We start from the raw sequence: 13600 nt of genomic DNA, 5'->3' as shown, positions 1-13600 counted from the left end.
GGCACCAGCACGACCACCCGCCGGCCGCCTGGCGGCCCTGATCGTCGCGATGCTGGCCCTCGGCATCGCACTCCCGCCCGGCACCGCCTCGGCCGCTCCCCCGACCGGCCAACGAGCCGCCGCGGCGCCCGACGGTGACGAGGAGGGCGGCACCCCCGCCCTCCGGGCCCAACTGGAAGCCGCCAGCAAGGGTTACCTGGACGCCAAGCGCGCCCTGGACACCTCGCTGCAGCGCCAGCAACAGCTCACCACCCAGCTGAAGACCACCGAGGCCGAGCTGAACGTCCGCAGCGGCAAGGTCGGCGAGATCGCCGGCCTGGCCTACCGCACCGGCCGGCTCGGCGCGATGTCGGCGCTGCTCAACAGCAACACCCCGGAAGGCTTCATGGACCGGGCCGCCGCCCTGGACGCGGTCGCCGCCAACGAGGACCGGGTGCTGCGCGACCTGCTCACCACCAGGGACGAGGCCACCCGTACCCGGGTCGCCCTGGACGGCGAGATCCGCGAGCAGCGCAAGCAGGTCGCGGTGATGGCCAAGCGCAAGGAACAGGCCGAACGGGCTCTCACCGTGGCCACCACGCCCAAACCGCAGACCACCGCCGACACCGGCTCCAACCGGGGCACCTCCAGCGCCAACGCCACGGCCGCGCCGCGCAACTCCGACGGCTCCTGGCCATCGGAATCGTGCAGCATCAACGACCCCACCCCGGCCAGCGGCTGCATCACCCCCCGCACCCTGCACGCCCTCAACCAGGCCAAGGCGGCCGGCTTCACCCATTACGTCTCCTGTCACCGCTCCGGCGGCTCCGGCGAACACCCCAAGGGCCGGGCCTGCGACTTCGCCGCGGCCAAGGGCGGCTTCGGCGGTGACGCCACCGGCGCCGACAAGACGTACGGCAACAACCTGGCCGCGTACTTCATCCGCAACGCCGACCGGCTCGCCGTGCTCTACGTGATCTGGTACCGGCAGATCTGGCTGCCGAGCAGCGGATGGAGGTCGTACAGCGGGGCGGGTGGCGACCCGGCCAGCGACCACACCAACCACGTGCACCTGTCGGTGTACTGACCCCACCCGTGGCCGGCGCCCGCCTCACCCGGGGGTGCCGGCCACGGGTACGTCAGCGGGCGTACACCGGACGTCGCCGGCCGTCGGACGACCCGGCCGGGCCCGGCGGGCAGCATCCGGGGTATGCCTCGAATTCCACCCACCGCCCGCAAGGCGCTGCTCACCCTGCACCTGGTCACCTCCCTCGGCTGGCTCGGCACCGACCTGGTGCTGCTCACCCTCGGCGTGGCGGTGCAGCGCGGCGCCGACCCGGCCACCGTCTACCCGGTCACCGCGCTGCTCGGCACCGTGCTGTTCGCGCCGCTGAGCGTGCTGGTCTGGCTGATCGGTGTCGCCAGCGCCCTCCTCACCCCGTGGGGTCTGCTGCGCTACCGCTGGGTACTGGTCAAACTCGTGCTCACCACGGTGATGGTCGGACTGGTCCTGTTCCTGCTCACCCCGAACCTGCGCCACGCCGGTGACCTGGGTGCCGCACTACCCACCCGGGACCGTGCCGACCTGGTGATCGCACCCGCTGTCTCGACCAGCCTGATGATCATCGCGACGGTGCTCTCCACGTACAAGCCGTGGGGCCGCCGCCCCGCCCGCCCCGCCGCCCCTGCCGCGCTCGCCCGCCCCACGGCCACCGCCCACGCCGCCCGCGGCCGTCGCGCACCTGCCGGTCCCGCCGGTCCTGCCGGTCCTGCCGGCCCCACCGGCCCCGCCGGCCCCACCGGCCCCACCGGCCCCACCGGCCCCACCGGCCCCGCCGCCCATGATCGCGCTACAACCAGGATGTAGTGGCCTCGGCGCCGCGGGATGCCACTACATCCAGGATCGAGCACGATCTTGCGAGACAGGGGACCGCCGGTCCGCCCCGCGCGGGGCGCGGAGGCGCGAGGGCGCGGGGCGTGGAGGCGCGAGGGCGCGGGGCGCGGAGGCGCGAGGGCGCGGGGCGCGGAGGCGCGAGGGCGCGGGGCGTGGAGGCGCGAGGGCGCGGGGCGTGGAGGCGCGAGGGCGCGGAGGCGCGGGGCGCGGAGGCGCGAGGGCGCGGAGGCGCGGGGCGCGGAGGCGCGAGGGCGCGGAGGCGCGAGGGCGCGGAGGCGCGAGGGCGCGGAGGCGCGAGGGCGCGGAGGCGCGAGGGCGCGGAGGCGCGAGGGCGCGGAGGCGCGAGGGCGCGGAGGCGCGAGGGCGCGGAGGCGCGAGGGCGCGGAGGCGCGAGGGCGCGAGGGCGCGGGTCAGGTGGCGGGTGGGGGGTTGCCGGCGCGGTCCAGGGCCGCGCCGAGGCGGCTGGCCAGGGCGAGGTGGGCTGCGCGGGCCTGGCGGAACGCGTACCGGAACAGCGGGGCCGGCGCGCTCAGGGTGATCTCCACGTCGACCCGGAGCAGTCCGTCCGGTTCGGCGCGCAGTCGGGTGTGGTTGCGCACGGTGGTGGCCGGCCACTGCCGGGCCACCATGACGATCTCGTCCTCCTCGTTGATCAGCACGTCGGCCTGGTAGGTGGTCCGGAAGCGCAGCGGGCCGGCCTGCAACCGGTCGCTGATCGCGTAGCTGGCCAGGGCGCCGGGGCGTGGTGGCAGCCGTTGGACGCTGACGATCAGCGGATGCAGCTCACCCTGCCGAGTCAGGTCGCTGAGCAGGGCGGCCGCCTCGGCGGGGGCGCACCGGGCCTGAACGGTGTAGCTGAAGGTATCGCGCCTGAGCACACCGTCTCCTGCCGTCGCTGGTCGCACGATCGTCCCGTACACCGAACGGGCTGGCAACGCCCGGACGGACACCGGCCGATGCGTCGCGGTCCATCACTTGCCCCATTAGGGTCGGTTAGTGACGAATCACCGGGCGTGACGGAGAGGGTGGATTCATGAACGGTGCCGACCAGTGAGCGGGCACGTGATGGTCTTCGCGCCCACTCCGCAACTGACCGTGACCGTGGACCAGCCGAACGACCACACCGAACTGCATCTGCACCCCGGTGGGCAGGGCGTCTGGCAGGCCCGGATGGTGATGTCGCTGGGTGTCGACGTGGTGCTCTGCGCCGCGCTCGGCGGCGAGATCGGCCAGGTGTTGGAGCCGCTGCTGGTCAGCGAGGGGGTGGACCTCAAGGTGGTGGTCCGCGATTCCGGCAGCGGCGGATACGTCCACGACCGCCGGGGCGGGTCGCGGCAGGAGGTCGCCGACGTGCCCGGGCAGCCGTTGAGCCGCCACGAGCTGGACGAGCTGTACAACCTGGCCCTGGGCGAGGGTCTGCGGGCGTCGGTGAGCATCCTGAGTGGACCCAACGAGCCGTGGCTCGTCCCGGCCGACCTGTACCGGCGCTTCGCCGCCGACCTCGGAGCCAACGGTGGCCAGGTCGTGGTCGACCTCTCCGGCGATCACCTCGGCGCGGTGCTGGACAGCGGGGTCTTCTTCCTCAAGGTGAGCCACGAGGAGCTGATCCGCGACGGCCGTGCCCGCAACGACGACCTCCCGGAGCTGACCCGGGCGATGTACGACCTGCACTCCGCCGGCGCCGAGACCGTGGTGGTCAGCCGCGCCGACCGGCCGGCGCTGGCGCTCATCGACGGGGAGCTGTTCGACGTGGAGATGCCTCGACTGGAGGCAGCCGACCCGCGCGGCGCGGGCGACTCGATGACCGCCGGGGTGGCCGCCGTCGTAGCGGGCGGTGGCGACATCCGGACCGCCATCCGCACCGGCGCCGCCGCCGGCGCGCTGAACGTGACCCGGCACGGCCTCGGCACCGGACGGCTGGACTCGATCACCGGCCTGGTGGACCGGGTCCGACTGGTGCCGGCCGACAGCCGACCACAGGAGCGCACCACCCCGGACGAGCTGGCCGACCGGGTGGTCGAGCGATGACACTGCGGGTCCTCGTCACCAACGACGACGGGATCGCCGCGCCGGGCATCCACGCACTGGCCCGGGCGGCGACCCAGCGAGGGCTGGACGTGGTGATCGCCGCGCCGTTGGAGGAGGCTAGCGGCACCAGCGCCGCGATGAGCGCGGTGGAGCGCGACGGGCGGGTCGTCGTGCACGACCATCCGCTGCCGGATCTCGACGGCGTGCCGGCGTACGGGGTTGGCGGCTCACCCGGGTTCATCACGCTGATCGCGCTGCACGGAGCGTTCGGCCCGCCGCCGTCGGTGGTGCTCTCCGGCATCAACCGGGGCGCCAACGCCGGTCGTGCCGTGCTGCACTCGGGCACGGTGGGTGCCGCGTTCACCGCCGCCACGAACGGCTGCCGGGCGATGGCCGTCTCACTGGACGTCCTCACCGCGGGCGAGGCCACGGCCGCCAGCGGGGGCGCCGCCGTGGACGCCGCCGCCCGGGTACGCGACAGCGAGCGGCACTGGAGCACCGCCGCGCGGGTCGCCCTCGACCTGCTCCCCCGGCTGACCTCCGCGCCGCTGGAAAGCGTGCTCAACGTGAATGCCCCGGACCTGCCGCACGAACGCCTGCGTGGGGTACGACGCGGCACGTTGGCCAGCTTCGGCCAGGTACAGATGACGGTGGCGGAGTCCGGGCACGGCTTCGTCCGTACCTCACTGGAGGAGCCGGGTCAGGCCGCGCAGCCCGGCACGGACGTGGCGTTGCTGGCAGCGGGGTACGCCTCGGTGACGGCCATCCGGGCCGTGACCGAGGCGACCGATGTCGACCTGACCGGCCTGGACGAGCTGGGTTGAGCGGGGGGTCAGGCGCCGGGGAGCACCTCAGGGGTGGCGGCACCGGCGAAGTAGGGCTCCGGTGCGCCGAACAGGCCGAGCAGGCCCGTCACCCAGAGCTGCCGGTGCACGAACCGGCTAGGCTCGGTGACCACCAGCTTGACGCCACTGACCTCGGCGGTCTGGAAGCCGGCGACCATGGCGCTGATGCCGACGGAGTCGATGAAGGTGACCAGCCTCATGTTCAGCTCGATACGCAGCGGGCGGCCCTTGGCCAACACCTCTGCGATCGCCTCGCGCACCTCGTACGCGGTGTCGACGTCGATCTCACCTCGCGGGGCGATCTCTACCACACCACCGGACAAAACCGACTTCACGATCGACAGGCTCACGCGAGCACCTCCACCCGCCCGTCCCCCGGGCGCCTCATCAGTACGCGGGCCGCGACCGAGAGTATTCCTCCGACGGCCTCGGTCGCCACCCCTCGGGATGAGCAATTCGCGGATCCGGGCACATCTGGTCTCCCAGATCCAAAATTTTCGTTATTCGATCACTCGGCGGCCGGTCGGAGCCGGCGCCGCCGAACCAGGGTAGCGGTCCCGTTCCGTACCGCCCGACAACCCGCCGCCAGCGCCCTCCGCCCCGTGTCACCGGTGTGTCGCGCTCGTTGCGTCCACGTGGCACGGTCGCGGGGTTGTCGACGCCACCTAGCATCGACCCGGGACACCCACCGTGACGGAGAGGACCTTCAATGATCAAGAGACTGGCCGGGTTGGCCGGCGTCGGCGTACTGCTCGCCCTCGTACTGGCCTGCGGTTTCGGTGGCGGCGACGACGATGACGACGATGACGACGACTTCGCCCGCGGCGCGGCCGTGGTGACGGTGCGCTGAACCGTGCCCCGCGGCCCGGGCCGGGTTTGCGCCCGGGCCGGGTGGGGCACTGCGGGGTAGGCGAAACCGTGACGCGCTGAACAGACGCCGAAGTCCGAAGTGGCCGGCGGATTTCGGCACCCGAGGAGGTAACCACGATGTTCGGAACCAACCTGCTGGACCGCCGCAGCAAGCCGGAGCGGATCGCGGACCAGGCGTGGGAGCACCTGGTCTCCGCCGTCAGCTCCGCGGGGGACAGCGTCCGCGACACCGCCCGCTCGGCCCGTCGCAGCAGCGGCGACCTCGCCGACGGGGCCGGCGACCTGGTCGGATCGGCGGCCGAAGAGGCGCGGCGTCGGGCTTCGCTGGCCTTCGACGCGCTCGCCGGGCGTCAGCCGGCACTGCCCTGGACCCTGCTGATCGGCGCCGCGCTCGTCGGCGCGGCGGTCGGCTGGGCCGTCGGCTCCGCCGCCCGGGCCGCCGGCAGCCGGGACGACCGCGCCGTCGAGGACGTGGAGTTCGTCGACGTCGACCGCCCCAGCTCCCCCGCAGTCTGAACACCCGAACCACCCGCACCCGAGGGGCCCCGCTCGACCGGTCGAGCGGGGCCCGTCGCCGTCCCCACCGCACCCCGCCGATCGCCCCACCCACCGATCGCCCTGCCCCACCGATCGCCCCGCCCCACCGATCGCCCCGCCTCGCCCTGCTCGCCTCAGCCCAACCCACCTCGCCACGCCCCACCCCGCCACACCGCGCCTCGCCCTGCTCGCCTCAGCCCAACCCACCTCGCCACGCCACGCCACGCCACGCCACGCCACGCCGATCATGGAGTTGTGGTGGGCGGTATATTGGTTTTTGACCCTTTCATCCACCACCACAACTCCTTGATCGACCCGAGCGGGGTGGGACGCGGGCACGGGGACGCGGGCACGGGGACGCAGGGGCAGGGCGCGGCGGGGGCGGCGGAGGCCGGTCCGCCGGGTGCCGGACCCCTCAGGCAGCCCGGCGGACCGGTGATCGGGTGCGGCCCGGGTGGTGTCGCCCGGGCCGCTCGGCCTGCCTGCTCACGCAGGTGACGTGGCCGGGCGGGGCGTTGCCGCCGGCCCGCAGGCCGAGGAGGCCGAGGACGCCGACCGGCGACCGGCGGCCGACACGGACTTGGCCGTGCCGGCGGACCTCTCCGCATCTTGCGGGTCCCCGGCGGAGGTGGACGCCCGGGGGACGGGGCCAACCTCCGGTGGTGGCGCCGTGGCCCGGGGGACGAGCACGGCGGCGGGGACAGCGCGACGACAGGGACAGCGCGACGGCGGGAACGGGTGCCACGACAGGGACGGGTGCCACGACAGGGACGGGTGCCACGACGGGGACGGCTCGGAGCTGCCCTGGCTCCCACCACCCGACGCGACGGCTCCCGCGATCGAGGAATGGGCTTACCGTAACCGATCCCCCGCCACTTTGGAAGCGCTCCCATCATCGATGTCCATGACCGGTACGGATGAGGCAGGCCCAGCCCCGGGCGGCACCGTCACCCGCACCGGGCGAGGACGGCTCACCCCGGCCGGCGGCAGGATCGGATCCCGGCGGACCTGCGGCGCCGGTTGCCGGCCGGTCCGCCACCCGACGCACCGGAGGAGGGACAGATGGCCATCGCGACGATCAGCCGTACCGACCAGGACATCCAGTCCGCCGTCCTCGACGAACTGACCTGGGAGCCCCGCGTGCAGCCGCACGAGATCGGGGTGACCGTCGACGAGGGCGTCGTCACGCTGACCGGACGGGTGGACGGCTACGCGAAGAAGTGGGCCGCCGAGCGGGCCGCACACCGCGTCGTCGGAGTCCGGGCGGTCGCCAACGACTTGGCCGTCCGACTGCCCGGCAGCGCCGAACGCACCGACCCGGACCTGGCCGCCGCGGCCGGTCACGCCCTGGAGTGGGACGCGTTCGTACCCGTCGAGAAGCTCCAGGTCACCGTCTCGACCGGCTGGGTGACGCTGCACGGCGAGGTCGAGTGGGAGTACCAGCGCCGCGCCGCCGAACGGTCGGTGAGCCGGCTGACCGGCGTACGCGGGGTGAGCAACGGGATCACCGTCCGCCCGGCCGCGCCTCCGGACGGCCAGAACCTGGCCGACCGGATCGTCGACGCGCTCGCCCGCGCTGGCGCCACCGAGGCCGAACGGGTCAGCGTGCGGGTGCACGGCGACACCGCGGTGCTCGGCGGGCTGGTGCACTCGATGCCCGAGCGGGCCGAGGTGGAGCAGGTGGCATGGTCGGCGCCGGGCGTCCGGGAGGTGCAGAACCACATCGCGGTCGCCCCGGTGCTGCGCTGAGCGTCAGCGTGGAACCACCCGGGGCGGGTGAGCCGGCCTCACCCGCCCCGGGCGCAGGCTGGGGGCATGAGTGATCCGAACGGGCTGATCCAACCGGGGAACTCCGCGCCGGGCTTCACCCTGGCGGCTACCCCGGACGGGCACGAGGTCGGGCCGGAGCAGTTCCGCGGCCGGCCGGTCGTGCTCGCCTTCTATCCCGCCGACTGGAGCCCGGTCTGCGGCGACCAGATGGCGCTCTACCAGGCGGCGATGCCGGTGTTCGACCAGTATCAGGCCGCGCTGCTCGGCATCTCGGTGGACAGCATCTGGTCGCACCGCGCTTTCGCGCAGGCCCGGGGCATCGAGTTCCCGCTGCTGGCCGACTTCGAGCCCAAGGGCGAGGTGGCCCGCCGCTATGGCGCGTACACCTCGGGGGGTGAAGCGGCGCGGGCGCTGGTGGTGCTCGACCAGGCCGGGACGGTGGCCTGGAGTTACCTATCCGCGCCCGACGTCAATCCGGGCGCGGACGGCATCTTCGACGCGCTGGACCGGCTCGCCCGGCAGGGGGTGATGGCCCGATGACCACGCCACTTCAGGTCACCGCCCGCCTGCGCGACCCGGTGACCGCCGAGGACCACGCCCGTGGGCCGGTCGACGCGCCGGTGACGGTCGTCGAGTACGGCGACTTCCAGTGTCAGTTCTGCGGTGCGGCGTATCCCAACCTGCACGAGCTGCTGCGCCAGCGGGCCGACACGGTACGCCTGGTCTACCGCTACTTCCCGATCGCCAACGTGCACCCGTACGCCGAACGCGCCGCCGAGACGGCCGAGGCCGCCGCCACCCGGGGCCGGTTCTGGGAGATGCACGACTGGCTGTACGAGCACCAGGACCAGTTGGACCCGGTGCACCTCTCGCTCGGCGTCGAGCAGGTCGGTCTGCCGCCGGACGAGCTGAACGCGGAGGTGGAGAGCCGGATACACGCCGACCGGGTACGCCGCGACTTCGTGGGCGGGATCCGCAGCGGCGTGAACGGCACCCCGACCCTCTTCGTCAACGAGGTCCGGCACGAGGCCGGGTACGACCTGCCCGACCTGCTGGCCGCGGTGGACGCCGCCGCCAACGCCTGACCGCCGCTGGGCTCAGATCAGTCGTAGCTCGCGCGCCCGCCGGACCGCTTCGCGCCGGCGGGTCGCGTCGAGCTTGCGGTAGATGTTGCGGACGTGGGTCTTCACCGTGTTGACCGACAGGGACAGCTCGCTGGCGATCTCCACGTTGGACAGGATGCTCTGCAGGTAGCGCAGGATGGTCAGCTCCCGCTCGGTCAGCGGCTCGTCGAGCGTTCCCGCCGGCTCGGCCGGCGGCCGGGTCGGGGCCTGGTCGGCGTCCCGGACCAGGTCGCTGACCAGCGCGAAGTGTGCCGTGCCCGCGTCCAGGTGCGCGGCCAGCAGGCCCCGTACCGGCGGTTCGGCGCGGGTGAAGGCCCGCCGGCAGCCCTGCGGGCCGGCCAGGTCGAGCACCTGTTCCAGGATCCGTCCCGCCCGTCGCCCGTCCCCGGCCCGCTCGGCGAGCACCGCGTCCAGCAGGCCGGCGTCCAGGCGTACCGGTAGCGGCCAGGCGTCCGCCTGCGGCGCCTGCCAGTCCGGCAGTGCCCGGCCGGCGGCACCGGCGTCGCCGGCCCGCAGCTCCACCCGCGCGAGGCTCACGGCGAGCGGCGGTTCGGCGTCGTCGCCGGTCAGCAGCTCGCGGGCGCTGTCCAGGTCACCCCGCTCGGCCCGCAGTTCCGCCTCGGCGGCGCGTAGCAGGGCGGCCAGTTCGGTGGCGTCCGGGGCGTCGGTCAACGTCGCCCGGGCCCGGACGAGCAGCCGTTGCCCGGCCGCCGGGTCGCCGGAGTCGCCGTGCAGCCGCGCCCGACACAATGCGGCGACCGCCGCCGCCACCAGCTCCCCCGGTGCGCCGTCCCCCGCCTCCGCCCCGAGGACGCCGGGCGAGGCGTCCTCCGGATCCGCCGCGACCGGGCCGGCCGGGCCGGTCGCCGACGTGGCGAGGGCGAGGTTCGCGGCCGCCTCGTCGGGCTGGTCACGGTGCAGCGCCACCAATGCCAACGCGAGGTACGCGTAACCGCAGTCGAGACGGCACGACCAGCCCCGGCAGGGCGGCATGCCCAGCGCGTCCCGGGCCGCCCGTTCGGCCCCGCGCAGGTCGCCGCGCACCGCGAGCAGCAGCGCGGCGCGACTGGCGTCGACCAGCTCGGTCCGCGCCCGGCCGGCCTCCCGGGCCGCCGCCCGGGCGCGGACGAACCGGCCGTGCGGCAGCGAGCCGGCGGCCAGCTCCACGAGCCCCAGCGCGGTGCCGGTGAACGCCCGCAGGTCCGCGTCCTCGACCGCGCCTCCCCCACCGCTGGTCGGCGAGGCGTCCGGCAGCCCGGTCGGGTCGGCCCCGGCCGGTCGGGTTCGCAGCAACCGGGCGGCAGCGGCCCGGACCTCCGCCGGATCGCCGGCGAGCCGGGCCACGGTCAGCTCCAGCGCGGTGGCCAACCGCAGGAACCGGCCCCGGCGGGGCACCGGCAGACCACCGGCGTACGCGGCGGCGGTGCGCAGGTGCCCGCCGGCGGCCGGCAGATCACCCGCGTACGCCCGCTCGGCGGCACAGGCCAGGGCCACCTCCGGGTCGGCGCGGACCACGTCCGGCGGCGGCGACGGAGGCGGCGGACCGCTGACCGTGTCGCCGTCGTAGCGGGTCAGCTCCGGCCAGTGCGCGACGAACAGGTCGCCGGCCAGGTCCCACCGGCCGGCGGCCAACGCGTGCCGCAGGCCGTCGGCTGGGCGTCCGGCGCCGGCGTACCAGTCGGCCGCCCGCACGTGCAGCTCACGCAGGTCGTCGGCGGGCAGCCGGCCCAGCTCGGCCCGGAGCAGGTCGGCCAGCAGTGGGTCGCAGCGGTACCAGGGTGGGCGGCCGTCCTCCCGGTGCAGCAGACCGCCGGCGCCGGCCAGGTCGGCCAGGGCCTGCGCGGCGTCGGTGCGCCCGGTCAACGCCTGCGCCAGGTCCGCGCAGACCGTCTCGGTGAGGGCCGTGCGGCGCAGCAGGTCCCGGTCGGCCGGATCGATCCCGGCGAGAACCTCCTCCTGGAGATACCCGGCGATCTCCGGCTGGTCGCCGCCGAACTGCCCCACCCAGCGCTCCGGGTCGGCCTGACCGCGTACCGCCAGGGCGGCGATCCGCAGCGCGGCCGGCCAGCCACCGGTACGGTCGCGCAGCCGGCGCACCGCAGCCGCCGGCAGCGCCGCCCCGTGCGCGGTGAGCAGGTCGGCCACCTCGTCGTCGGTGAAGGCCAGCTCGTCGGGGCCGATCTCGGTCAGCTCGCCGGCGAGGCGGAGCCGGTGCAGGGCCAGCGGCAGCCCCGCCCGCGCTCCGACCACCAGGTGCAGCCGCTGCTCGGCGTGCCGGAGCAGGAACTCCAGGCCGGTGAGCGCCGCCGGATCGGTGACCCGGTGCAGGTCGTCGAGGACGAGCAGCACCGGACGGTCCGCGGCGGCGAGCGCGGCGGCGAGGGCTTCCAGCTGGTCGGGGCGCGGCGGCCGGTCGGGCACCGGGCCGTCGTCGGTCGGCACGGTCGCCGCCCGCAGCGCCGCCGCGAGGTACGCCCACAGTCGTTCACCGTCGTCGCCGGCCTCCACCGACACCCACGCCGGTTCCGGCCCGGGCACCGCCGGAGCTGCCCCGTCCTCGGGCACCACCGCATTCGGGCCAGCCTCGTCGCCGCCGGTCAGCCGCACCCACGAGGCGAGCAGTGTCGTCTTTCCCCAGCCCGCCGGTGCGGCGACCAGGGTGATCGGTCCCGCGCTGCCCTCGTCCAGGCGGCGCAGCAGGCGGGGCCGGGCCACCACCGGCTCGGGTGGCACGGCCGGCGTCAACCGGGACGCCAGCAACGGCCGGTCCGCCGGGCGCCCCGGTGCCGTACCGACCCGTGCGCGATCCTGCTGTTCCGGCACTCGGCCCCACCCCCAGCGACGCGTCCCACCCCCGGTCGGCGAGCGGTTACCCGGCGCGGACCCGTTCACCCCTTCCGGGCGAGCCCGCTTCACCCGTTCGGGCCCGACGATCGAGGGACGTGGACCGGGAGGACGGGTGGACCGATGCGACCCCTGACACGCCTGTTGCGGATACCCCGCCGCCGCACCTCCGCGATCGTGCAGTTTCTGTCGCGACAAAAGCCGCACGACACCGCACTCCGACGACCCAAATTGCAAGATCGACGGGGAGGGTGGGAGGTCGTCACCGTGGACCGGCCGCCGGAGCAGGTGCTTCCCGGCGGGCGGTGGCCCGAGCCGCTGCGGCGCCTGGACGGCTCCGTCGAGGTGCGGGTGCGGACGGCGCCGGGTGACCGGGGCACCGAGCTGGCTGCCCGCCCGCTGGCCGGGGCGACCCCGGCCGCCGGGCTCACCGCGCACCTGGTCGGCGACGACCCGATGCTGCTGGTCCGCCGGACGTTGCGCCAGGTCAAGCAACGCGTCGAGACCGGCGAGGTGCTGCGCGCGGACCGCTCGGCGCTGGACCGGCCCGAGGCCCGCGGGTGAGGGCGCTGTGCTGGGTGGGCGCGGGCGAGCTGGCGGTACGCGAGGTGCCCGACCCGGAACTGCGCAACGAGCGGGACGTCATCGTGCGGGTGCGTCGAAGTGCCACCTGCGGCGCCGACCTGCCGCTGCTGGCCGGACGGGATCCGCTGCTGCGCACCGGTGACGTGCTCGGCGCGGAGTTCCTCGGCGAGGTCGTCGAGACCGGGCCGGCGGTCCGCCGGCACCGGACCGGTGACCGGGTGGTGGTCGGCGCTAGCGTCGCCTGCGGCGGATGCTGGTACTGCCGCGCCGGCCTGCACTCCTGCTGCGACAACGGCAGCACCGAGCCGGCGAGCGCGGACGAGGGTTGGGGACGCTCCGACGTCGGCTGCTTCGGGCGGCCCCGCGCGGCGGGCGGCTTCGCCGGTGGTCACGCCCAGTACGTGCGGGTGCCGTACGCGGACGCGAGCGCGTTCCGAGTGCCGGACGTGGTGGACGACGAACGGGCGCTGTTCGCCGCCGACGCGGCCCCGACCGGCTGGCTGGCCGCCGAGCTGGGCGCGGTACGCCCGGGGGACGTGGTGGCGGTCTGGGGCGCCGGGGCGGTGGGCCAGTTGACCGCCCGCGCGGCGGTGCTGCACGGCTGCGCGAAGGTGATCGTGGTGGACCGGCACGAGGAGCGGCTGCGGATGGCGCGACGGCACGCGGGCGCGGAGCCGCTGAACTACGACCACACCGACGTCTCGGCCGAGCTGCGGGTCCGCAGTGGTGGGCGCGGACCGGACGTGTGTGTGGTGGCGGTCGGCGAGCCACCCGCCCGGTCGATCGCCGACCGCTTCGGCGTCCGGCTCGGCGACCGCCCGGACGCGCTGCGCGAGGCGGTGCACGCCTGCCGCAAGGGCGGCACCGTGGTGGTGCTCGGCGGGACCGACGGTTTCGTCGACGCGTTCCCGCTGGGCACGGTGACCGGCAAGCGGCTCGCCCTGCGCGGGGCCCGCCGGCCCGACCTGCGGGACGTACCCATGTTGCTGGACCGGATGGCCCGTGACGAGCTGCGGACCGAGCATCTGGCCACCCACCGGCTGCCGCTGGAGGACGCCCCGCAGGGGTACGCGCTGTTCCGGGACCGCGCCGACGGCTGCGTCCGGGCGGTCTTCAGCCCGTGA

General features: G+C 75.0%; 13 protein-coding genes and 1 pseudogene. 11 read left to right on the top strand and 3 right to left on the bottom strand.

Features of this window, described 5'->3' with window-relative positions:
- Window positions 1-49 precede the first annotated feature (49 nt).
- Window positions 50-1066 carry a hypothetical protein gene (locus O7620_RS02150; RefSeq protein WP_278126816.1) on the top strand — a complete coding sequence of 339 codons (1017 nt, stop codon included), beginning with the start codon at window positions 50-52 and terminating at the stop codon, window positions 1064-1066.
- A gap of 123 nt (window positions 1067-1189) precedes the next feature.
- Window positions 1190-1846 (top strand): hypothetical protein, encoded by a 657-nt coding sequence (locus O7620_RS02145; RefSeq protein ID WP_278121590.1) that lies wholly within the window; start codon window positions 1190-1192, stop codon window positions 1844-1846.
- A gap of 437 nt (window positions 1847-2283) precedes the next feature.
- Here O7620_RS02145 and O7620_RS02140 read toward each other — a convergent pair whose 3' ends face one another.
- Window positions 2284-2751 carry an SRPBCC family protein gene (locus tag O7620_RS02140; RefSeq protein WP_278121588.1) on the bottom strand — a complete coding sequence of 156 codons (468 nt, stop codon included), beginning with the start codon at window positions 2749-2751 and terminating at the stop codon, window positions 2284-2286.
- 172 nt (window positions 2752-2923) lie between these two features.
- On the opposite strand from O7620_RS02140, the gene O7620_RS02135 reads away from it, so the two are divergent.
- Together O7620_RS02135 and O7620_RS02130 are read left to right on the top strand one after the other, a co-directional pair.
- Window positions 2924-3901: a PfkB family carbohydrate kinase gene (locus O7620_RS02135; RefSeq protein ID WP_225854873.1), complete on the top strand. Its 978-nt coding sequence runs from the start codon at window positions 2924-2926 to the stop codon at window positions 3899-3901.
- Window positions 3898-4725: a 5'/3'-nucleotidase SurE gene (locus tag O7620_RS02130; protein ID WP_278121586.1), complete on the top strand. Its 828-nt coding sequence runs from the start codon at window positions 3898-3900 to the stop codon at window positions 4723-4725. Before O7620_RS02135 ends, O7620_RS02130 begins: the two co-directional genes overlap by 4 nt.
- A gap of 8 nt (window positions 4726-4733) precedes the next feature.
- Here O7620_RS02130 and O7620_RS02125 read toward each other — a convergent pair whose 3' ends face one another.
- Window positions 4734-5096: an STAS domain-containing protein gene (locus tag O7620_RS02125; RefSeq protein ID WP_130403378.1), complete on the bottom strand. Its 363-nt coding sequence runs from the start codon at window positions 5094-5096 to the stop codon at window positions 4734-4736.
- Between the two features lie 359 nt (window positions 5097-5455).
- Here O7620_RS02125 and O7620_RS02120 point away from each other — a divergent pair, with 359 nt between their 5' ends.
- The 5 genes from O7620_RS02120 to O7620_RS02100 all read left to right on the top strand — a co-directional run bounded on the left by O7620_RS02120 (window position 5456) and on the right by O7620_RS02100 (window position 9008).
- A complete protein-coding gene (locus O7620_RS02120) occupies window positions 5456-5596 on the top strand; it encodes a hypothetical protein (protein ID WP_192580526.1) in 141 nt (46 codons plus the stop codon).
- A gap of 137 nt (window positions 5597-5733) precedes the next feature.
- Complete coding sequence (locus tag O7620_RS02115; protein WP_151493213.1) at window positions 5734-6132, top strand: hypothetical protein; 399 nt, start codon at window positions 5734-5736, stop codon at window positions 6130-6132.
- A 1083-nt stretch (window positions 6133-7215) separates the two neighbouring features.
- On the top strand, window positions 7216-7902 hold the full coding sequence (locus tag O7620_RS02110) for a BON domain-containing protein (protein WP_151493120.1): 687 nt from the start codon (window positions 7216-7218) through the stop codon (window positions 7900-7902).
- 66 nt (window positions 7903-7968) lie between these two features.
- Entirely contained in the window at window positions 7969-8463 is a 495-nt protein-coding gene (locus O7620_RS02105) for a redoxin domain-containing protein (RefSeq protein WP_278121578.1), read from the top strand.
- Window positions 8460-9008 (top strand): thioredoxin domain-containing protein, encoded by a 549-nt coding sequence (locus tag O7620_RS02100; protein ID WP_151493122.1) that lies wholly within the window; start codon window positions 8460-8462, stop codon window positions 9006-9008. Before O7620_RS02105 ends, O7620_RS02100 begins: the two co-directional genes overlap by 4 nt.
- Window positions 9009-9020: 12 nt before the next feature.
- Here O7620_RS02100 and O7620_RS02095 read toward each other — a convergent pair whose 3' ends face one another.
- Window positions 9021-11939 carry a LuxR C-terminal-related transcriptional regulator gene (locus O7620_RS02095; RefSeq protein WP_278121576.1) on the bottom strand — a complete coding sequence of 973 codons (2919 nt, stop codon included), beginning with the start codon at window positions 11937-11939 and terminating at the stop codon, window positions 9021-9023.
- Between the two features lie 198 nt (window positions 11940-12137).
- On the opposite strand from O7620_RS02095, the pseudogene O7620_RS02090 reads away from it, so the two are divergent.
- Both O7620_RS02090 and O7620_RS02085 read left to right on the top strand, forming a co-directional pair.
- Window positions 12138-12455 (top strand): annotated as a pseudogene (locus O7620_RS02090) (hypothetical protein); the annotation flags it as partial.
- Window positions 12452-13600, top strand: coding sequence for an alcohol dehydrogenase catalytic domain-containing protein (locus O7620_RS02085; protein WP_278121575.1), 1149 nt, complete (start codon window positions 12452-12454; stop codon window positions 13598-13600). The pseudogene O7620_RS02090 and the gene O7620_RS02085, both read left to right, overlap by 4 nt.

The sequence above is a fragment of the Micromonospora sp. WMMD710 genome (assembly GCF_029626045.1).
In the GTDB taxonomy this organism is placed as follows: domain Bacteria; phylum Actinomycetota; class Actinomycetes; order Mycobacteriales; family Micromonosporaceae; genus Micromonospora.
This window is presented reverse-complemented; position numbering and strand designations above follow the sequence as displayed.